Annotated in this window: 18 protein-coding genes; 7 read left to right on the plus strand and 11 right to left on the minus strand. The window is 45.9% G+C overall.

What is annotated here, in order from left to right; genetic code table 11:
* Nucleotides 1-109: 109 nt before the first annotated feature.
* The 4 genes from EGV92_RS04630 to EGV92_RS04645 all read left to right on the plus strand — a co-directional run bounded on the left by EGV92_RS04630 (nucleotide 110) and on the right by EGV92_RS04645 (nucleotide 5,071).
* Nucleotides 110-1,276: a PP2C family serine/threonine-protein phosphatase gene (locus EGV92_RS04630; RefSeq protein ID WP_165525561.1), complete on the plus strand. Its 1,167-nt coding sequence runs from the start codon at nucleotides 110-112 to the stop codon at nucleotides 1,274-1,276.
* A gap of 12 nt (nucleotides 1,277-1,288) precedes the next feature.
* Nucleotides 1,289-3,415, plus strand: a complete 2,127-nt coding sequence (locus EGV92_RS04635; RefSeq protein ID WP_131668009.1) for a TonB family protein — start codon at nucleotides 1,289-1,291, stop codon at nucleotides 3,413-3,415.
* A gap of 266 nt (nucleotides 3,416-3,681) precedes the next feature.
* Complete coding sequence (gene msrA / locus EGV92_RS04640) at nucleotides 3,682-4,203, plus strand: peptide-methionine (S)-S-oxide reductase MsrA (protein ID WP_131668010.1); 522 nt, start codon at nucleotides 3,682-3,684, stop codon at nucleotides 4,201-4,203.
* 202 nt (nucleotides 4,204-4,405) lie between these two features.
* Nucleotides 4,406-5,071 (plus strand): class I SAM-dependent methyltransferase, encoded by a 666-nt coding sequence (locus EGV92_RS04645; RefSeq protein WP_131668011.1) that lies wholly within the window; start codon nucleotides 4,406-4,408, stop codon nucleotides 5,069-5,071.
* Nucleotides 5,072-5,231: 160 nt separating this feature from the next.
* Here EGV92_RS04645 and EGV92_RS04650 read toward each other — a convergent pair whose 3' ends face one another.
* From EGV92_RS04650 to EGV92_RS04680, 7 genes are all read right to left on the minus strand, one after another.
* The gene (locus tag EGV92_RS04650; protein WP_131668012.1) at nucleotides 5,232-6,182 is read right to left on the minus strand and encodes an ABC transporter substrate-binding protein; all 951 of its coding nucleotides are present in this window, start codon (nucleotides 6,180-6,182) and stop codon (nucleotides 5,232-5,234) included.
* 97 nt (nucleotides 6,183-6,279) lie between these two features.
* Nucleotides 6,280-6,936, minus strand: coding sequence for a TenA family protein (locus EGV92_RS04655; RefSeq protein ID WP_131668013.1), 657 nt, complete (start codon nucleotides 6,934-6,936; stop codon nucleotides 6,280-6,282).
* A gap of 96 nt (nucleotides 6,937-7,032) precedes the next feature.
* Entirely contained in the window at nucleotides 7,033-7,698 is a 666-nt protein-coding gene (tenA, locus tag EGV92_RS04660) for a thiaminase II (RefSeq protein ID WP_131668014.1), read from the minus strand.
* Between the two features lie 27 nt (nucleotides 7,699-7,725).
* Nucleotides 7,726-8,469, minus strand: coding sequence for an ABC transporter permease (locus tag EGV92_RS04665; protein ID WP_131668015.1), 744 nt, complete (start codon nucleotides 8,467-8,469; stop codon nucleotides 7,726-7,728).
* A 52-nt stretch (nucleotides 8,470-8,521) separates the two neighbouring features.
* Nucleotides 8,522-9,352: an ABC transporter ATP-binding protein gene (locus EGV92_RS04670; protein WP_131668016.1), complete on the minus strand. Its 831-nt coding sequence runs from the start codon at nucleotides 9,350-9,352 to the stop codon at nucleotides 8,522-8,524.
* A 472-nt stretch (nucleotides 9,353-9,824) separates the two neighbouring features.
* The gene (locus tag EGV92_RS04675; protein ID WP_131668017.1) at nucleotides 9,825-10,706 is read right to left on the minus strand and encodes a phosphosulfolactate synthase; all 882 of its coding nucleotides are present in this window, start codon (nucleotides 10,704-10,706) and stop codon (nucleotides 9,825-9,827) included.
* A 112-nt stretch (nucleotides 10,707-10,818) separates the two neighbouring features.
* Nucleotides 10,819-12,216, minus strand: coding sequence for an MmgE/PrpD family protein (locus EGV92_RS04680; protein WP_131668018.1), 1,398 nt, complete (start codon nucleotides 12,214-12,216; stop codon nucleotides 10,819-10,821).
* A gap of 164 nt (nucleotides 12,217-12,380) precedes the next feature.
* Between EGV92_RS04680 and EGV92_RS04685 the strand changes: the two genes are divergently transcribed.
* The gene (locus tag EGV92_RS04685; protein ID WP_131668019.1) at nucleotides 12,381-13,052 is read left to right on the plus strand and encodes a class I SAM-dependent methyltransferase; all 672 of its coding nucleotides are present in this window, start codon (nucleotides 12,381-12,383) and stop codon (nucleotides 13,050-13,052) included.
* A 710-nt stretch (nucleotides 13,053-13,762) separates the two neighbouring features.
* Nucleotides 13,763-15,208, plus strand: coding sequence for a lytic murein transglycosylase (locus EGV92_RS04690; RefSeq protein ID WP_131668020.1), 1,446 nt, complete (start codon nucleotides 13,763-13,765; stop codon nucleotides 15,206-15,208).
* Between the two features lie 338 nt (nucleotides 15,209-15,546).
* Here the strand turns inward: EGV92_RS04690 and EGV92_RS04695 are convergent, their stop codons facing one another.
* The 4 genes from EGV92_RS04695 to EGV92_RS04710 form a co-directional block, all read right to left on the minus strand.
* The gene (locus EGV92_RS04695; protein WP_131668021.1) at nucleotides 15,547-15,843 is read right to left on the minus strand and encodes a hypothetical protein; all 297 of its coding nucleotides are present in this window, start codon (nucleotides 15,841-15,843) and stop codon (nucleotides 15,547-15,549) included.
* A 397-nt stretch (nucleotides 15,844-16,240) separates the two neighbouring features.
* Complete coding sequence (locus EGV92_RS04700) at nucleotides 16,241-17,335, minus strand: DUF4062 domain-containing protein (RefSeq protein WP_131668022.1); 1,095 nt, start codon at nucleotides 17,333-17,335, stop codon at nucleotides 16,241-16,243.
* A 353-nt stretch (nucleotides 17,336-17,688) separates the two neighbouring features.
* On the minus strand, nucleotides 17,689-18,549 hold the full coding sequence (murI, locus tag EGV92_RS04705) for a glutamate racemase (protein ID WP_131668023.1): 861 nt from the start codon (nucleotides 18,547-18,549) through the stop codon (nucleotides 17,689-17,691).
* A gap of 306 nt (nucleotides 18,550-18,855) precedes the next feature.
* Nucleotides 18,856-19,539, minus strand: a complete 684-nt coding sequence (locus EGV92_RS04710) for a DUF1285 domain-containing protein (protein ID WP_131668024.1) — start codon at nucleotides 19,537-19,539, stop codon at nucleotides 18,856-18,858.
* An 818-nt stretch (nucleotides 19,540-20,357) separates the two neighbouring features.
* Here EGV92_RS04710 and EGV92_RS04715 point away from each other — a divergent pair.
* Nucleotides 20,358-21,995 carry an electron transfer flavoprotein-ubiquinone oxidoreductase gene (locus tag EGV92_RS04715; protein ID WP_131668118.1) on the plus strand — a complete coding sequence of 546 codons (1,638 nt, stop codon included), beginning with the start codon at nucleotides 20,358-20,360 and terminating at the stop codon, nucleotides 21,993-21,995.
* Nucleotides 21,996-22,023 lie beyond the last annotated feature (28 nt).

Genomic DNA, 22,023 nt, shown 5'->3' on the forward strand with positions numbered 1-22,023 from the left:
TTTAAATGGTAATAACTTAAATAATAAGTAGCTTAAACAATAACTAGTTAAAGCGATCAGTAGTTTAAATAATCAGTGGTTTAAATAACAATCAATTAAAGTGATGGCTATGTCAATTTCTTTTAGCGATACCACGTCCAGCTCAGCTGAACCCAAGTTCGCTGAGGTATTTATCACAGCAGATACCGCGCCTGCTACCGGCCACTGGCAACTCAGCGGCGCTAGTGTTCGTGGCCTATCGCACCAGCAGCACTGTCTGCCTTGTCAAGATCGACATGGCTACTGTCAGCTTGCCGAGTATCCCGACTGGGCGATTGCGGTCGTGGCAGATGGGGCTGGTGCCAAAAGTCACTCTGATATCGGCGCTCAGATCGTCGTGGCTGAGACCCTCAGCTTTGTTAAATCATGGCTACGCTCACAGCTTGAGTCATCCGCGCAGTCTCAATTGATATTTTATCCGCACTGTGACTTTCATCCTCCATACCTTAGCCCTTCCTCTTCTCCCCTCGCAGGCGGCTTAAGAGGCAGCGACTCTCATAATAGTGTCTACAAGGTCGTACCAAGCTATATCAATGCTAGCTATAACAAAGCTTCGCTAGCCCCACCCGTCTTTTGGCAAGCTCCCTTCCTCCCCCCAGTATTACCTAAAGACTCTCAGCTCAGTCAATTGGCCGATCAGCTGTATCAGCATTTATATTCTCGGCTGCACGATTACGCTAGCCAGCAAGATATCCCCATAGCAGCATTAGGATGCACATTGATTGTCAGTATTTTATCGCCTATTGGTGTTACCCTCATTCACATCGGTGATGGCCGCGCTGCCTATCAAGACACCGCGGGTGACTGGCATGCTTTAATGCAGCCTTGGAAAGATGATGAGGGCTATACTGTCTTTGTCACGACTCAAGCACTACAACAATCCTCGCGACAAGCCAGCAGCAACAACCATGACTATATCCGCGCCACGACCGTCATGCAGCCTATTCAGGCTGTGGTGTTGATGAGTGACGGCTGTGAATCTTCCGCGTTTGAATGTCAGGTATTTGATGCCGCTAAGCAGCAATACATCAGGCCCAATCGACCTTTTGCTAGGTTTTTAGACCCAGTAAAATCAACCTTAATGCAGCTGCATCACCACTATCGCAATGATAGTGCAGCTATCAATTCGCGGTTTGCAGCGTTTTTGCAGCAAGGAGCAGACAGTCTAAAAAAAGAAGGTGACGATAAAACTTTAGTCTTTGCCGTCTATCAGCCTCTTAACGCGCCTTCTAACTGACTGCCTTAAGTTATGACTGTATTTTATGTTTGGCAACACGACGAGCTTACCCGCTTAGAGGTTGGCGCAGCGATTGGTCGTGGCGGTGAAGGGACCATCTACCCTATTACCGCGCCTCAAGAGTGGCTAGGCTACTGTATTAAAGAGTATGTTGAGAAGTACAGAACTGCGGCCAAAGAAGCCAAGCTACAGTTTATGGTTGATCATCCGCCTGAGCCGCTCCACTACGCGAATGGTAAGCTGTGTTGGCCCGTCGCCCTCGCATATGATGCAGGCTTTAGCGAATTTGTCGGCTATGTCATGCCGCTGGCTTATACCAATAGCCAGGAGCTGTACCTGCTGTCGAATCTAACCAACAAGCGCCTAGGAGCTCAGTGGCAACCTTACTTCGATCAAAGCGAAGAGAGCGCTCATAAGCGTCTCAATATCTGTGTCAATCTGTGTACTAGCGTTCAGCTCCTTCATCAAGATACCAATTACGCTATTGTTGACTTTAAACCACAGAATATTATGTTTACCGCGGATGGCAAGGTCGCTTTGGTGGACTTAGACTCCCTACAGATTCGTGCTGATGAGTCGGGGGAGCCACACTATGGACGGGTTAACACCCTAGAGTACACGCCGCCTGAGGGCGCGAACATCACGGTAAAAGACACGTTGGTTAATAAGAGTTGGGATGAATTCTCCCTCGCTGTTATCCTCTATCAGATACTGTTCGGCATTCATCCTTATATGGCGACCTTTGCGCCGCCTTTTGAGCAGCTAAATAGTCTAGGCGACAAGATTCAACAAAACTTATTCGTTCATGGTCAAGGCCAGCGCCATCTTAGCGCCTTACCAGCGCCGCATAACCGATTCAATCTATTGCACGATGATATTCAGCAGCTATTTAGGACCTCCTTTGATAATCGAACCGATTATCGGGCATCAGCCACGCTCTGGCAAGAAACCTTATCTCAGCATATCCAGCAGCACTCACATGGCCTTACGCCGCCGCCTGTCAAGTCTGTTAAGCCAATTAAGGGTCGAGCTACTGCCGCTTTCTCTTTAAGCGCCTTATCTTCACAGTCATCTATTGTTAGCACCTGCACTGGTTGGATTACGGCATTATCAAAGGCACTCTTACGACTGATAGCAGGGATTAATAATTATCAATCACGACAACGTCAGCAATCGTCTAAAGCTAAACCGCCTAAAGCCTCTACGTCGACCGCTACTAATAAAAGCAATAGTATTAACCAGACTCGCAGTTCATCACATCAGCGTGCTAAGGCCCATCAGAGTTCGGTAAAACAACAAACCTCGCGCTATCAAAAACGCAGTTATGGTAATAATACTCCGCCTAGTCAGACGCAGCATCGCTCTTGGCTTAGCAGCCGTGCCAAATCAAAATCACTGCACCCCTTTAGTCCGGCTCCTTTAGCGATAGCAAAAGGCATTCAGCCGACACCACGCAATATTATCTTTCGAGTCCCGATTGCGCTGATAACTCATTATCCAGCTGCGCTCATTAGTATCGTTATTATATTGTGCGCGGCCTTAAGTATCTTTTACCGCCCATCATCTTCAACATCAAATCAGAGCAGCTATGTTCAGGTACACTCCGCTCAAATAGCTGAAGTAGAGGATAATCTAGTACAAGATAATGAGTCAAATTCAGCCGGTAATGCAGTAAAAGAGACACCAATCTATGACAATACTGACTATTATCCCGCCCGCCCGAACCGACCCTACCCTTATGATACCTATGAGCAGTTAAAGCGGCGAGCATTGGAGCAAGAACGAGCGCAACAAGAGCAAGAATATCAAGAGGCTACGCGAGAACCAAAAGACATTGTCATAAAGAGCAGCTCAGAAGCTAGATTTAGGCGAGCGCCTAACCCTGAGCTTCCGCAAAGATTGCTCAGGACTTTAAGTACAGATGGAGTATCTAGAGCAACCTTAAAAGTCACTGTAAGATTGAGCGTGAACAAACAAGGAGAGGTGACTGACATCACGATACAATCTTCTTCAGGTCATGAAGCGCTGGATAGATATACGCTAAGGGAGTTTAAAAAGGTAAAATTTTATCCTTTTATGCAAGATGGCAAACCTGTTAATGGTAGGGTGACTGTTCCTATCGTCTACCTTATTCCATAGTTTTTATCATTTTATCAGCGACTGGTGCTAAGTTGTTATTCAAGTAAGTGACGATGGCGCGCTGCACATTATCCGCGTACCTATAAGCATAACTATAAATAGACTTAGCTTCGCCAATAACTTTTACCGCATGCTTTTTACTGGCTGACTTTTACTGATTGTTACTCAGTTACTGCGGCGCGCCTGCTAAGCTTAATAAGCGTCAATGCTATTAGAATACTATTGGCGATTGACATTTTATAATGTCCCATAATAAGGAGCAAACTATGCAAACCATTATTTTAGGCGGTGGCTGCTTTTGGTGTACTGAATCGGTGTTTTTATCGGTCAAAGGTGTGCAGCAGGTGACGTCAGGCTATACAGGCGGTGATGCAGCAACGGCAAATTATAATGCCGTCTGTGGCGGTGATACGGGCCATATCGAAGTTATTAAGGTTGATTTTGATGAGTCTGTAACTCCGCTGGAAGTCATTTTAGATATTTTCTTTGCCACCCATGATCCTACCACTCGTGACCGTCAGGGCAATGACGTCGGCAGTCAGTATCGTTCAGTCATCTTTTACACCGGTGAGCAGCAGAAGCCGACCATAGACCGTACTATCAATAAACTTCGTGATATGGGTCTCGACATCGTGACAGAAGTACATCCGGCAAGTGAGTTCTTCGAAGCTGAGGACTATCATCAAGACTACTTTAACAAAAACCCTGACCAAGGCTACTGCCAGTTTGCCATTCCGCCAAAGCTTGCTAAGCTTCGTAAAGAGTTTAACGAGTATGTGGCAAATTAACTTGCCAATTAACAAAAGCCACCAGAGAACAGGGGCTGATTAAAATTATTGGTGCTGTTGTAATCATCTACTGTCAATTTATATTTTGCTCGGTGCTGGGCTATACTTTGCTCAGCGTCAGCTTATTTATTACCCTAGCCCGTTACTCAAGATCGCTTTGCTGAACTATAGTAATAGACACCCAATAACAAGGATCGAGAATATGGAAGCTAAATTCTGGCAAGACCGATGGGCGAATAAAAAAATTGGCTTCCATGAGCCTGAAGTTAATCCAAAGCTAGCTACCTATTTCTATGCCTTGGATTTGGCTAGCGGTAGCCGGATATTCGTACCTTTATGCGGCATGACGTGCGACATTGGCTGGTTAGCCCGTCAAGGGCATGACGTGGTCGGTATTGAGCTGGTTGAGAGTGCAGTCGTAGGATTATTTGAAGCCCTAGACGTCATACCAAGCATCACTCAGCACCGGCACCTTACCCACTATTATGTTCAATACGCTGGGCGCAATATTGACATCTGGGTCGGCGATATCTTAGAGATGACCATTCGCGATATCGGGCCTGTCGACGCCATCTATGACCGCGCCGCTCTAGTCGCTCTGCCTGATACGCCGCCGCAATATTTACGCTCCCGTTACACCCAGCAGTTGATTGACTTAACCAACAGCGCGCGCCAGCTAGTCATTACTTTTGATTTTGATCAAGAGCGTCGCCCTGGCCCACCTTTTGTCATCACTACTGAGCAATTGCAGACCTATTACGGCGCTCATTATCAACTTGACTGCCTCGAAGATATCTATTTAGAAGCCCTACTTAGAGACGGAACGCCTGGACGCAGCTTGGTGTGGTTATTAAAGAAACACGGCTAGAAATAGCCGACTCAATCACCGAGTCTCTGAGAGCTTGCTAAACGGCGATCAAGTGCGGCTTTTATTAGGCTAACAGCCCAGTACAAAATAGCGTTATAGCGTATGCTAAAGCCATTATGGCTTTATGCATAATTTTAAACTTGGCGATAACCTACTTAACTTATTTGGCAAGTTGCACCGCATAAGTGCTAACGGGCTTAACGGTTTTAATAATGCCGTTACGCTGTAAAAACTGCGCCATTCGCTGATATTTACCCTTATTTAGTGATCGCGGATGCGTCGCCAATAGTGGCACCGTATCATTCCACGCACGGCGGTTTAGCGCATTGTCTAAGTCGTTTGGCTTATAAGACTGAAAAGCATGCCAAGCTTGTTTTGGATGTTTTTTGGTATAGATGGTGGCTTTCTCTAATGCGGTCACAAAGCGCTTAAATCGCGGATCATTTACCTTGTTTGCGGCGCTGATTAATACTAGCTCGTCATAGGAGGGAACGCCGTGCTTTTCTACATAAAATGCGCGGCCAGGTCGCCCTTCTAGCGCTAGCGTATTAAGCTCAAAATTACGATAACCACCAATCACCGCATCGACTTTGCCAGTAATCAAAGCAGGTGCTAGTGAGAAATTGACGTTAATCATTTTCACGTCTTTTAGGGTGAGGCCTTCAGTTGCTAGCATAGCAGCAAGCAAGCTTTGCTCAATACCACTGACTGAATAGCCAATTGTCTTACCCTTGAGATCAGCGATAGTTTTAATCTTGCTTTTTTTGAGCACCGTCAAGGTATTGAGCGGCGAATCGATTAAGGTGGCGATACGCTTAATCGGTAGCCCTGCATCTACTGACATCTGCAGTTGCGGCTGATAATCCACGGCCAGATCACCCTTGCCAGCAGCGACAAGTTTAGGCGGCATTGACGGATCAGCAGGTTCAATAAATTCCACATCGAGATTTTCCGCAGCAAAGAATCCTTTTTGTTTGGCGACAATCAGCGCGGCATGATCAGGATTGACAAACCAATCTAGCAATACCGTTACCTTATCTTTGGCAAAAGTGACAGTGGAGCACAGACTTAGCACCGTGATCAGTGCGGCCTTTAATATATAGTTTTTCATGAGTAATTCCCTTTTTGTGATGAGCAATGATTGATAGCTGCTGATAAGTGCGGTTTAAAACCTATTGTTAAATTTGTTGTTAAATTTGTTGAGGTTGCTACTGGCCTTGCTGATAGGCATAAGTAAAAAAGTCTTCTTCAAACTGGCAGCATGTACGGAACACTTCTTTTAGCCGCGCTTGTTCAGCAGTGTCTAAGGTATTCAAGCGATCCGCCTCAGATCGTAACCACGAGACGAACTTTGTGAAGCCAGTATGGTTATGCAGCTTGAGCCACTCAGCGAAATAAAACGCCTTGGGCTCACACTCACGATATTTATCGCCCCAAGACCAATACACCCATTCTGCGCAGAGCAGCACCATTAAGCAGTCGTGGTAGCCGCGCTCAATCGCTTGCTCAATGACCTTGGTAAAGCGCTGCATCACAGGGTTTAATGGCGGATCTAAATACTGCGCTTCGGTCACGCCAAGCTCAGCAAACGAGCGTATAAAATAGTCGTTCTCACCATCAGTAACATCGCTCAAAAAACCTGATAGTTGGTGAATTTGCGCCATTTCAGGAGCATGGACAATGGCGTGGGCGATAAGATCAGTAAAATGTCTAAAAAAGGCATAGTCCTGAATGAGATAATGACGAAACGCATCTAATGACAGCTCACCAGTGACCATCTCTCGAATAAAAACATGATCCGTCGCGGCGCTCCAATAAGGCTCGCCATAACAGCGCACTTCTTCGCTAAATTTTTGCTCACTCATAACCTTGTCCTTTTAAGTTAGAATTTTAAAATCTTATAGTTAGCCCGCTTAACCAAGCATGTTTTGAGGTGATGATTAAGAGATACTGCTTGCCCCTTAACTTAGATCTAGTCCCATTTGCCAAAAGGCCACTTCCATTCGAGTTGCGGTATTAAAAATCTTTTGCAACTGGGCAAGTTGTGGCTCGGCTGCTTCCATGCAAAGCTGGTCAAACTTAGCCTTTGCCGCCTCTGCTACTGCTTGATACTCACTACTGGCATACATATCGATCCATGATTGGTAAGGATTAATACCATGAATTGACTTTTTATCGGCATCTTGCTGTGACAAGCGCTGACCGATTTCCGCATAGCCATAAATACAAGGTAAAAGGGCTGCATAAAGCTCTGCTAAGCCGCCACTCATCCCGCAATCGAGAACATAACGCGTGTAAGCCACGCACGCGGCTGACTCATCAAGCGCAGTTAACTCAGACTCACTAATGCCCCACTCCCGGCAGTATTTAATATGCAAATCGATCTCTAGATCGAGCAGTGCATTGATCCCAGCCTGCGCCTCACGCATCTCGCCCAGCGTTCGACTCTTATACAGCGCCAATGCCCAAGCTCGGATGAACTGGATTAAAAAGGCATAGTCTTGTTGCAAATAGTGCTTAAAGCTTGCCTCAGGCAGACTGCCATCAGCCAATTGCCGAACAAACTCGTGATCGACATAGCACTCCCAATCGGGACACTGCTCTTTAAACTGGTCAAAAAAAGCCATCTGATACTCCTTAAACTAGAGCTAAACCTAAAGGTGTTTTTGCCAAGGGATGAGCCGCTTTAGCAAATAATCCACCGTAAAATAAATAGTAAGTGACATCGCTACCAAGACAAATAAGGCCGCGAAAACCGTCGGTGCTTGCATTCGAGCGTTAGCTTGCAGCATAAGATAGCCAAGACCCTCTGCCGCGCCTACCCACTCTCCGACAACAGCCCCAATAGGCGCAAAAGTGGTGGCAATTCGCAGTCCTGAAGCCATGGACGGCAACGCGGCTGGCAGGCGGATGTGATATAGCGTGTGCCACCGATTGGCAGAGAGACTCTGTCCAAGATCCAGCCACTGCACAGGGGCATTCCGCAGACCGTCATAACAGGTCGCCGTCACTGGAAAATAGATGATCAGCACCGCCATCACTACCTTTGAGGCCATGCCGTAGCCGAGCCAAAGTACCAGTAGCGGGGCGATAGCAAACACGGGAATAGCCTGCGAGATGACAAATACCGGCATCATTACCCGTGACAAGCGGCGAGATAACATCATCAATAACGCGGAAGTCAGCCCCAATGCAAAGCCGAAAACCAGCCCGAGTAAAATCTCAATCAGTGTAACCTTGCCGTGCTGGGCAAACAGTGACCACTTCTCTATCAACGTCTGCGCCACTGATAACGGTGAGGCGACAATAAAGTGTGGTACGGCAAACACGGTAATAATCAGCTGCCACAGACCGATCAGTACGGCGGTAATTACACTGGCTTTTAATAGAGATCTCATAGCTTTCTTTAAAACAGCTCTATTCATAACAGCTTTATTCATATCAACTCTTTCACAGTAGCGCCTCCAACAGCGCTTTTTGTAATTGCGGCTGCGCCATCTGCGGATCAAAGCGAGGTCTCGGTCCTTCTGGAATAAAGGCAGGCGTCAGGCTATGCTCGCGGATTACATAGATCACATCGGCAAGCCGAATGGCTTCAATCGGATCGTGAGTGATTAAAAATACGGTCTTGTCTTGCAGCAACTTGACCGCTAGTGCTTGGAGTTCGAGCCGAGTGATGGCATCAAGCGCTGAGAATGGCTCATCCATTAGTACGATATCGGCATTGATCATTAGCGTGCGCGCAAGAGCGACCCGCTGGCGCTGACCGCCAGAGATTTCATAAGGTTTTTTGTTGGCATGATCACAAAGCCCGACGTCCTCAAGCAGAGCGCGGGCCTTGGCAGTGGTTTGCTTAGATCGGGTATGGTTTAAACGGTGGGGGAATTGAACATTTTCAAGCAGCGATAACCAAGGTAGCAAGGCATCTTTTTGCGCCATATAGGCAATTTTTGCAGTACCAGTATTATTATCAACCGAACCATTAACGCTGCCGTTAACTTTGCGATTAGTATTAGTACTGATACTGGTATTGGGACTCGCACTGCTGCTCGTGGTATCTGGCGGGGTTAATCCTGAGGCGGCTGGGCGCAGTACTATCTCACCACTTTGCAAAGCCCCATGATTTATCCCGGCGATAGCTTGCAAGAGTGTTGATTTGCCGCAGCCAGAGCGGCCTAGCAGGCACGCCCACTGACCTGTCTCTACGCTAAGATCAAGCCCAGATAATAGAGGGCGCTTAGGATAAGATAGTGAAAAGTCGCTAATTTGAATGCTAATCATCGCGCTATTCCACGGGCACGAAAACGCCACGCGCAATAACGCATTGTAGTGCTGTTCATACTTGTTTCCTACGTCAGTGCAAACTGCTTCAGGTTCACGGGTATGATCTCAGTCCCAATTCTCGATTGTTTCGATTGTTTGGCTTGCTGCAATCGCTTGGGACACCCCGACAAGGTCTGGTTAATTATTACAGAATTATCACTTAAAAAGCGAGGTTTTTTTGAATCCTTTCTATTCCCTCGTGGTATTCGCCGTTATTTAGTACCACTTTTTGAGCATATCGCACCTATTAGCAGACGATTTCTTGGCGTATGCTGGGTTCGGTTTAGGCCTTCTTACTCTCTTGTCTCTGGCTTCGCTTAGTGGGTATTAAGGCTAAAAAGATTATAGTAGTAGTTTCAATTATAAACCCTGCCTTATATCGAGCACAAAGCAGGGTTTATTTTTATTTAAACTACTTTAATACTTGTCGTTAATAGTCACGGTGCGAAGTGATTCGAGCAAAGGTGCTCTTCATCCCCCAGATACCACGGCGCAGACACTCAAGCTGGACGATTTGACTGTGATCGATGAACATATTGACATCGATACCATAGTTTTTGACATACCAGTCAAACACTTGTGGATCTGCGGCCTCAAACATAACGTTTTCCATACCGACTTCATTCATGATTTTTGCCGCCACATCGGTACGCCAAGGATCTGCATTCTCAGTGATGCCTTCGGACTCAATCATAATCATAGACGCACCCGCATTAAGGCAAGCGTTGGCAGTGTCGATTAGGATCTGTGGATCGCGGGTGCCTTCGGCTTCAAGCTCCGCTTTGGTAGAGTCGCCGCCCGCGCCGAACTGAATCCCAATCTCAGGCTTGGCTTTCATGCCAGCCTTTTGCACCTTTTCGATCAGTCGCAGTAGGTCAGGAATGGCTAGCTGAATGAAGCCAGTCGATAACTCGATCATATCAAAGCCCAGCTTTTTACACTCAGCTATGTAGTCATCAATATGATTCGGCGCACGCACCAGAAGGTTTTCAATCCAGCCTCCAGTAGAGACATAGACACCATGATCATGGCAGATATTATTGAGCTTTTTGACATAGTCGGCAGGCATTAAAGAAAAAGAGCCTCCCGCAAACTTAAAACCATCAACGTGCTCGCCCATCCCTTCTAACAGCTCCTTGGTGTAAGTCGGGGTGACCATGGCATAGTACGGCCCACGGATCTCAGTGATAGACTTGGTTCGCGGTTTTGGTTCGCGGCCATTCATAGGAACATAAGGGAACGAACGATTTTTCCAGACTTCAGTCTGTTCTCTTTTCTGTTCTTGCGCATTATCTTGATTGTCATAACTCATGGAAAACTCCTTGATGTTAGTCATATTAGACATTGATATGCCATTGATTGATGAGTGACACTTGGCGAATGACAGTTAATACTTGGCGCTGCACTTGCTAATGCAGCTGATATTAACCTTGAAGATTACTCAGAATTTGCATCAGCTCACGCACCGTCACAGACTCTATATCCTTTATGGCTTCTATGATGCGTGTACGAACGGCTTGGCTGGTAAACGGTTCAGTTAGACCATTGAATTTGCTAATTACCGTCTCCCAACTCATCGGCCGCGTATTAAAGCCTTCATAGTCAGTCTTGGTAATCGCAAACTGCGTGCCGTCTTTGAGATAGACCGTCAGATCGGTACAGACCTCTTGCGGGAAGCGGTCGGTATAGGCCTGCTTAGGCCGCACCACAAAACGTTGCAACAGGTCTTGGATATCATCTTTTAAGATACGCTCGGGATCATACTGTGCGGGCAACACATTGCCATCTAGCAAGGCCACCCCAACCATGTATTGCAGCGAGTGATCGGCCTCTTCTTTGGTACGGATTATGGTCTTGTCGCCTTCTTCACCGCCGCCAATGATGTGATAAGCCACATCGAAGATGTCGATCTCAATTTTTTCAATTTGCTCAGCGCTAAAGCCGTGAGCGGCTTGCAGCTCGAGGGCGCCCTCAATAGACGACTGCGAGTGGATCTCAGCGTTGTATTTTTTGATAATTGACTTACTTACGTTCTCAAGATCCTCTTGCGCCCAATCAATAGTAAAGTCTCCGGCAATAGCCTCTTTAAAGCCTTTATTGCCTTCAAATACCGCTTCTGGCCCTGTGATACCGCGCATGGCGAGAAATGCTGCATGCGTACCAATAAAGCCAGTATTGGGATAAGCCAGTCCTTTCCAGTGCGAGAGTGCGCCTGTCCGGGTGACACGCAGCGCGTTATTGCAAGTGCCTGAGATGGCAATAGCGTTGGCGGTTTTGTCCGCATCGAATCCTAGGGCTTTTGCCACACCGGCCGCACTGGCATACGCCCCTTGGACAGTATGGTCAAAGCCTTTAGCGCGAACGGGTGCCTCATCGCACAGGCGACCCTGCACTTGATAGGCTACTGCCATTGCCGTCAGCAGCCCTTTGCCATCTAAGTCTGCGTACTCACCAGCTGCTAGTACTGCCCCAAGGTTGTCGCTTTGGTGACAGGTCTCCCCTTTGGCCAAGTAAGAATCCATAAAGTCGAGATAGCGGGTTAGCGCGCCGTTGTACAGTGCTGCTCTATCTGGTGATGTTTTACCACCGCCGATCATCGTTGACAGTGGATTGCCGCCAAAATCTTCGATGTGGGTTCGCAGATACTGAATAGGCTCGCCTTCTAAAGCACCAATACCGACACCGATACTGTCTAAAAGGCGCTTTTTTAGCTCATCCTTGGCTTCTAATGACATCACAGCGCTATCGGCCTGAACCACAAACTTGGCCAGTTGTTGAACCTCTGTAGGATAATTTTGACTCTGCTCACTGCTCGACTGCATGACGGCTCCTTGTTAATTTGCTAAAAACTTGTCCCGTTAATAGGTTGAATAACTCAATTATTTAGAAAACTTTTGTCGAATCAATTTACATAATAATGAAAATGATAATCATTATCAACTAAAAAATGATATAGTCACTATTTAGCGAAGTAATAGAGGCTCTTATGTTGAATTTACCCAATGACGGCTTAAGCGCTGCGGACTTTGCGCGACCTGAGGGGCCTGTTGGTAGACAGCTAGCCAACCTCATGTATGAGAGTAATGAATCGATGATTTTTCATGCCGCTGATGTCTTAGCTATCCAGCCTGACGATCAACTATTGGAGATAGGGCAAGCCAGCGGTCAGCATCTTTTTGAGTTGATGCAACGATATGAAGGAGTGACATATACTGGGGTCGAGCATGCCCATACCATGCATCATTTATGTCTTAATAATGAGGCACTAACCCAGTTTAACTGCCAATTTATCAAGGTGGCAGCTTATAGCTACTTATTGCCATTTACAGACAATCAGTTTGAAAAAATACTCACAGTGAATGTGATTTACTTTTACAGCCGAATCATGGCGGCGCTACAGGAGTATCGGCGCGTATTAAAGCCTGGAGGCTGCGTGGCGATTGCTTTTAAAGATATCCGCACGCTAGTGACAGCGCCGTTAGATTTCACCGGAATGATCATGTATGAGCCGTATACCATTCGTGAGCTACTCGTTGAGACCGGCTTTGTAGATATCGAAGTCAGCAGCTATTATGAACACAGCCCTAGAGCCGACGGTCATCATAATGAATGCTGCTATCATGTGGTAAAAGCATATAATAGTGACCGCTCTAATTAGGCTGTATAGCCATCTTAAGATACAGTCAATATTACGATCTGCCCCGCTTCTTTAATGGCGGCGGCTTAACGTATTTTTTAACGGTCGTAACGCACTGCGCGTTATAAACACGTTTAAATTAGCAGCGTAAGATGAGGATCTTCATTGCCATGCTATAGTGTTCTTAGGATAGCTGATTTATACAGCGAGATTAATCAGTAACTTGCTAATTATAATCGGTACCTACAAGGCCATCTCTGAGTAACGGCTTTATGGTTACTTCACTATATTATCGTAACCACATCGCCCCGCCGCTTCCTTTTCAATCAAAGCTTCGCTACGCTATGACGTTATTAGCAAACGTTATGTTCTAAATATTTTTATACTAGGCTTAACGCACCATTGAGCTGTCAAATCGTACCCGATACTCTCGTGCAATTGAATAAAAATGACGATACTCAGTTTGTAAAGGATATGCTCTTAATATCGATTCTAAATAACATAGAGTCGTTATACCATGCTGCACAACTGGTATAAATTGTTCTAGCTTACTGCGGACATGCCGGCAGAGGCTGCAAAAAAATCATCCCAGCACCGCTGTATCATTTTTATAATGGTACTTACTCTATATTATTATTAGTAATACACGGACATTGATGACATTTATAACGTTGCTCATACCTCAATTGTTTAACGTTTTCTCTCAAATAGAAACTCAGGATAATATATTTATGACTCTAAAAAACATTGCTATAACCTCGTTTAAAAAGCCACTGGCCAGTGCTGTAGGACTAGCCCTTAGTATTAGCATGGCTCATGCCGCCAGACCTCCAGCACCAGACTTATCCAATGCAGAGTTTCAGCAATGTCTAAACGGGCTAAAAAACTCTAGCAAATTTAGCGGTGTAGACAGCTATACCTTCAATAACTATCGTCCTAGCCAGCCTGATCCTAGTGTCATCTCTTCGCTCAATTACCAGCCAGAGTTCCAAAAAGACGTTTGGGACTACTTAGCTTCTTTAGTAGATAAAGAACGGGTCGAAGATGGCATTCGTGCCAAGCATCAATGGGCCGATACCCTGCGCCAGATTGAGGCGCGCTATGGCGTCAAAGCGGAGCACGTCCTTGGCGTTTGGGGCGTAGAGTCCAACTTCGGTCAGACATTGGGCAAAAAGCCATTGTTTGAATCATTGGCGACCTTGTCTTGCTTTGATCGTCGCCAGTCTTACTTTCAGGGCGAGTTCGCCAATGCGCTCAAAATTGTGCAGCAGGGTGACATTGCGCCAAGCGACATGACCGGCTCTTGGGCGGGCGCCTTTGGTCAGACTCAGTTTATGCCCAGCACCTTTTTAGAGCTGGCCGTCGACTTTGATGGCGATGGTCGTCGCGACTTGGTTAATAGCGTTCCAGACGCCCTAGCCTCGACCGCCAACTTCTTGGACAAACGCGGCTATCGCACTGGTGAGCCATGGGGCTATGAAGTCAAAAAGCCATCAGGATTTTGGGCAGCCAGCAATCGAAAAGACAAAAAGTCAATGAGCTATTGGCGTAGCAAAGGCTTTACCCTAGCTGATGGTCGCCCCTTACCTTATGATCTTGACCAAGCCGGGCTTATTATGCCAGCCGGTGACAATGGTCCTGCATTTTTAGTGGGTAAAAACTTCGATACCTTCTACTCATACAATGCTTCAGAAAACTACGCGCTAGCCATCGCCCATTTGTCTGACCTTATCACTCGTGAAGACAGCAGTAAGACTGACTTTATTACTGCTTGGCCGACCGATGACCCCGGTATTAGCCGTCAGCAAGCCAAAGATATCCAGCAAGCGTTATTGAATGCTGGCTACGATATCGGTGAAGTCGATGGCATTATTGGTGATAATACCCGCAAAGCCATTCAACAATATCAGACCAGTCGTGGTGTCTTCCCTGCTGATGGTCGTGCTGGTCAGAAGTTCTATCAGTTGATCATACAAAATGGGCAAAGCCAGCAAAGCGGTCAATATCGCCAACCAAGTAACGACTTCAATCGTCCTGTACCGCAGTACCAAGCACCTACGCCAGCCACGCGCCCTGATAATATGGCACGGCTGATTGAATCCCAGCAAGGCTATCGCCGTGTGACGAATGCTGATGGAACGATTAGCTTGGTGCGTATAGATGATGGTGCTCAATAGTGAAGCCATCGAGGCTAAGCTTTAAGAATGAAGCCACTACTATTCTTAAGTGTGCTATGAATAATAGTCGCTCACTGGCTTAAGCTGCACCAATAGTCTGCAAAAAAGCCACCAAACTATAAGCTTGGTGGCTTTTATTTGGCGAAGCTTATTATTGAACAGGCTAAGCTACTTAATAGGTTAAATTATTCAATATACCAAGTTACTCAACTGGCAAATACATTTAGCCGGCTAAACAGCGAACTGTATTTACACTTAGACTTGCCTGCTATAAGCATGAGGCTTTAATCGACCCAGTAAGCTGTGGTTTCGCCATTAATTAAACGCTAGCAGTGCAGTTAAACAAATGGTGGTGGATTAAGCTTACCATTATCACCATCCCAGTTTTCACGAGCTTTTTCGTCTAAATCAGCTGGCGTTTTTGGTTCCCACTTACCATTTTCTTTCCAGTTTTTATCACCCCAGTCGTCCTCTTTTTCATCATCCCACTTTTTGTAGGCAGCACTTGGGTCAATACCACGGCGCTTCATATCAGCGACCTGCTCTTCTAAAGTGTGAAACTGATCGGCTTCGTGCATGGTGTTTTCTAGATCATCGATTTCGTGTTTAAGTGCTTCGCTTTTTGGAGTGCTCATGATTGGCTCCTTACCTGTCATCACGTTAGTTCAAGTGTGGTTATAACAGTATTTACTGTCATTATCTCTAGCTACTACTACCTTATAATGCCTTTCTTAACGTATTAATAGCCTCTAAATACAGAGGACTAACGGCTCATAAGCTAGATTTAGTACTGAGAACCATACCGATTTAATGACCTATAGTGAAGCAAATATACGGCGATGACGCAAAGGTAAATTTGTAAGAATAGCGTTTATGCAAAGTAGTTTAGGTTAAAAATAATGACATTATCTTTAACTTTGTTTAAATGCTACTTATAAGCGGCTGTCTGCTAGGATAAGCAGACCTTTAGACAGCGGAGAGCTATTGATCGCTATAAATATAACCATAGCTAGCATTTTAGGTAAGGCAGGCTTAGTCTTGTGCCGCGGTGAGAGTAAGGGCGATATCGTCGTTAACTTGCCAAAGCCTTCGTGATTGTAGGTAGGAGGTCGGTATCCGCCGAATCCAACCCATGTGCTCTAGCGTTTGCTGTACCCTTTTTATATCTAATGAGCTGACCTGACAGCGAGAGATGGCATGGACACGTGGTCTTTTTAGTTTGATATCTCGGTTCGCAGAGCCTGCGGCAAGATCGTTAAGGCAGCGCTGCAAGCCATAGTCACTAAATGGCATCGATAGATTTATCAGTGGTCTAAGTATTGCCTCCCAGCGCACATCTAACGTCATATTGACCTCACTAAGATTACCTTCTTCATAAGCATGCGCTGAATAATTCAAAGTAATCGTATCGTCTAATGACACATCGTCCAATGACATATCGTCTATAGCGCCAATATTTGATTTCAGTAGATTATCGGCTGCGGGATATTTAGGGTCGATGGGGGTTGCCTCAAGCTCAAAGCGTATGGTTTCTGTCGGCTCATTGGTTTTAAATGCGTATGTCGTGGTATCAATACTGCTCATATTATTTACAGTATTGACTAGCGGATTTTGCTTGAGTGGGGTCACGGCCATCTTCGTCGTATCCGCAGCTTCTATACCTCGCACCCAGCCTAGTCTGGCGTGGTTGTTGGTCAGCTCAGCAAAGGCCTCCGCCAGCTGCCGTGACATCTCAAGCTGGCTATTAAAGTAGTAAAGCTGAGGGACTTGCTGCTCTATCACTTTGATAAAGTCAGCTCGCTTTTGATTCAAGCCACTCTGAACGCTTGCCTGCGCCTTCACCAAGACTTGCATAGGTTTCTTTTTAGTTCTAGCATATGAATAGCTTAAGTGTAATTGACTGACCCCAGCACTATTACACTCACCGTAGCTGTCCTCAATGACTATCAACACATAATCACAGCGCTCAATACAGCGGTGACTATAAGCTAAGGCTTGCTGTTTATTCGTCAGCAGATCAAAAGTCAAAAATGCTTTTTTTTCAAAAAATAACACAAGGCTATCATGAAGCTCGGCCGCCATATTTTGAGAGCAAGCAACATGAATATGATATTGACGATTCAGCACCTAACTAGCGTCCTATAGATTGAGTAAATGTCACATTGATCTAATCATACTTTTCTAACTTCATTGTCTAACGAGATCGGCTCAACAACGCCGACCATCTTTCTTAATTGTTATTATAATAATTAACTTTAACCGCCCAAAACCTTACTCAGCGTCAGAGGATAGTTGATAACAGTACAGACTATAACAAGCGGCATGATAAGGCAGAATGGCTAGATTTAAGCCTGTTTAGTAAAGAATTAAGCCTACAATGTACATGCAAAGTATTCTAACAAATTACAGGCGCAAATAATTAAATAATCTAGACTTTTAACTGCCAACTTAAAGGTAATTAGTGGCCGCTAATTTGTACTTTACTGATAAGCAATAGACTGCTCACTCAATAACCGAACAGGCTGACTAATCAAGCTCTGTACCAAGTCGCCTATGCCCGGATAGTAATTAGTGGCATAAAAATCAAGCATTGGTGATGAGATAGTATCAGATGGCAAAAGCGTCAACTGACGATAAGAGGGCGGCGCAGTCTCGGCCAATAGCTGCTGGACTCGAGCTGCAATGGCAGCGCCAGAGTCGACAACGGTAATGCCAAGATTTTGCTGCGCAATTTGCGTCTGCAAGATGGGCTTGAAAAATGGATAGTGTGTACAGCCCAATACCAGATGATCGATACCTAGCCGGTGAAACTCATCAAGGCGTTCACTTAAACGTAAGGCAGTGACATCTTGTGCTGGCATTCCTGCTTCGACCCAAGGCACCAGCTGCGGATCAAAGCACTTAGTGACACTCGTCTCTAGGGGCTGCGCTATCTCCGTAATGACTTGATTAAGCAGCTTTCCTGTTAAGGTCGCCTGCGTTGCTAACACTGCGACATGCTTGGTCTTACTGGCTAATACCGCAGGCTTAAGAGCAGGTACTAGTCCGACAATAGGCAGCTGAGGGTAGAGCTTTCGCGCCTGATCTAGAGCATAAGCAGAAGCGCTGTTGCAAGCGATAACGATAAGCTTACAGCCTTGCTCATACAGCCATGAGACTGCCGCAAGAGTAAATCGTACAATCTCATCACTACTGCGCGCACCGTAAGGCACATTTTTGGTATCGGCATAGTAGATATAGCGCTCATTGGGAAGCTGCTTGGCCAGATGCAGATATACCGACAGACCACCCACGCCTGAATCAAACAGCCCTATAGGCGCCGACTCATCAGATAATTGCATTTGTCTCACAGCAGGTACACTACCAAAATCCTTATACTACCCTCTACGCCTAGATGAATGGATAAATCCATAAAAACCTAGGTCAAAGGCCCTCTTCAGCGCTAGATATTCTATACTTCCTACACATTTAGTGATGGTAGATATATAGATATATAGTTACCCAAAATAACAGCCAACTTCGTCAGTCATCTGCTCTAGGCAGTATAAAGCTTACGTGGCTTAAAAATAAGTTATTTCATTCGCTACTCGGTTTTTCTAACTTTACTCGCTTAGCATCACTAATCTTAGCATCCCTTACTATCAGTATTACTCACTAGGCATTGATAGCGTATAGTCTTGACCACCGCTTTGCAGGGTCAGAATCGTCTGCCCCTCTTTTTCTGATAGCTCACCCAACTCGGTCAAATGGTAAAAGGTATTGCGACCAATCAGCGCCTCAAGGCCATTTCTAACTGGCATATAAGGCCTGACTTGAGCAGTGTCTAACGTCTTATCATCTGACTGCTTGTCATCTAATAGTCCATTAGGCTGATAAGCTCTTAATTCAATCTGATGCTCTGGATCTAAGCGCACCACATCGCCAGTAAAAGTGGTGAATTCTAGCCAGCTTTCGCCCTCTTCGTTTACTATCCCGACATCATTAATGAGTAGAGGCGCATCTTCGACAGTAATTTTCAGCTTTTGGACAGGGGTTTTGAGATAGTATTGCTGCGACCCATCTTCTGCCTGCTCTTTCCACAGGACTGTCGCAAACAGGCTCACAAGTGACTGACGAGTCACCTTACTGTCCTCATGCCACCATTCACCATTGGCTTTGATGACCATATCTATCTCACCGACACTGCTAGGATGCCATTTATCTAAGGGTGGAATGGGCCGCCCTTCTCGAGTCCCTGCGTGGGCTTTTAAATACTGACTCAACCCTTCTATAGAATTTAAGTTATTGTTTTCATTATACTTATTACTGTAATCTATTGAAGAATTGCTCATGCTTTTAGTCCCATTTATTTATAAATTACCGGCCACTAACTCATATGCTAGCGCTACAATAGTAACAGCGTCGTAATGTTAGGTTGCGGTTTAAGCTATCTATATAATAGTATTGCCGTATCGAATAGTAATTACCATAACATCGATAGAGGCAAAATCGTATCGTGTTTGTAGGACTTTTCTTTTATAATGAGTAACGTTTTTTATCCCTGTGGTTTTCGATGGCCTTGCCTTAGTTACCATAGTGATAAGACAGCCCTTCAAAGTCTACTTTACTACGGCAGCAGGTCGTAAAGTTCGATAAAGCAGGCAGCTATTTTATCTATTACCACCCGGTGCGTTCATTTTATCGCCTTCTCTATAGCCATTGAGATATTGAGTCGTCTATCGCTATTTAGCCATGTGATGTGACTGCGACGAGACGCTATGAGTGTGATATCACTGAGCGCAGAGCAAACCATAGGCAAGACTCATTGAGTCACGCTAATGCGATTTTATATTATCGCAATCAAGATACTGCGAATGGTTAGCAGGTGGGACAACCGGATAATGAATGAGTGACATTGGCAGCAATAAGATAAGCCACCAAGAGTTTAGGAGTCTTTATGCAAGAGCAAGATAGCAACGAGTTAACCCCCAAGACCGCCGCAGTTGATACTCCTGTAGAAGACGCACAGGTAACAGACACAGTGGCATTAGAGAAGGAGATAGCAGTAGAACCTGCTAATGCAGCGGTAACAACTGAAGCGCCTACTACTGCCGAAGAGGCCGTCATCGAACCTGAGCCTGAGCCAGAACCTGAGGTCGAACGTGAATCTATGGAATTCGACGTAATTATCGTCGGTGGCGGTCCTTCTGGCCTTGCTGCAGCCATTCGCTTGCGCCAACTGGCTATTGAAGCGGGCAATGATGAGTTTATGGTCTGTGTGGTCGAAAAAGGCTCGGAGTTTGGTGCTCATATCTTATCTGGCGCGGTGATTGAACCTCGTGCTCTTAATGAGCTGATTCCTGATTGGAAAGAAAAAGGCGCACCGCTTAATGTAGCCGCAACCGAAGATCGCGTTTATATGCTGAACTCTGCCAAAAAATCTACGCGACTTCCAGATGCTATCATTCCTACCAGTATGCACAATGATGGCAACTATATTGTCTCACTAGGTAATGTTGTGCGCTGGATGGCAGAGCAAGCAGAAGAGCTTGAAGTCATGATGTTCCCAGGCTTCCCTGCCTCTGACATCTTATACAACGACGATGGCTCAGTAAAAGGTATCTTAACAGGGGACATGGGAGTCGCAGAAGATGGCTCAGAAAAACCAAGCTATGAGCCAGGCTACGAGCTTCTCGCCAAGTATACTATCTTCGCCGAAGGTTGCCGTGGGCACTTAGGAAAACGTCTTATTAGTCGCTTTGCCCTAGATAAAGACAGCGATCCTCAGCACTATGGTATTGGTCTCAAAGAGCTTTGGGAAGTGACGCCTGAAAAGCATGAGCAAGGCGTGGTCATGCACGGCTCAGGCTGGCCGCTAACCGACACCGGGTCATCTGGAGGTTGGTGGTTATACTTCGATGAGAACAATCAAGTCAGCTTTGGTATGGTGATGGATTTATCCTATCACAACCCTTACGTATCTCCCTTTGATGAGCTGCAACGCCTCAAGCTACACCCCTTGATTCGTAATATCTTAGAGGGCGGCAAACGTATCTCTTACGGTGCTCGGGCGCTAACCAAAGGTGGTCTGAACTCCCTACCAAAGCTTGCCTTCCCAGGCGGTGTCTTGGTCGGTGATGATGCTGGATTCTTGAATGCGGCGAAGATTAAAGGCACGCATACCTCAATGAAGTCAGGAATGCTAGCAGCTGAGGCTATCTATGAAGCCCTTCAAGAGGGTCGTCAGCATGACGAAGTAACGGCTTATGCCAGCTTGTACAAACAGTCGTGGCTATATCAAGACAACTATGAAGCCCGCAACTTCTCTCCTGCAATGCACCGAATGGGCCAATGGATGGGAGGCGCGTTTAACTTTATTGAGCAAAATTTGCTAGGCGGCAAGATGCCTTTGACTATCCACGACAATCTGCCTGATTACGATCAGTTAGAGCGTGCGGCACATGCCTATCAGCCAGACTATCCAAAAGCCGATGGTAAGCTGACCTTTGATAAGCTGTCATCAGTATTTATCTCTAACACCAACCACGCTGAAAACCAGCCTTGCCACTTAAAGCTGACTGACCCTACGGTACCGATTGAAGTAAATCTACCTTTATACGCAGAGCCTGCGAGACTTTATTGCCCAGCTGGTGTTTATGAAGTGGTTCGCGATGCCGATGGGGCGAAGTTTGTGATCAATTCACAAAACTGTGTGCACTGTAAGACTTGCGATATCAAAGATCCCGCTCAGAATATTACTTGGGTGACGCCTGAAGGCGGCGGTGGTCCGAACTATCCAAATATGTAAGCGTTAATACAATCACAGAATTAACAAA

It is taken from the genome of Psychrobacter pygoscelis, assembly GCF_004335015.1.
GTDB lineage: Bacteria > Pseudomonadota > Gammaproteobacteria > Pseudomonadales > Moraxellaceae > Psychrobacter > Psychrobacter pygoscelis.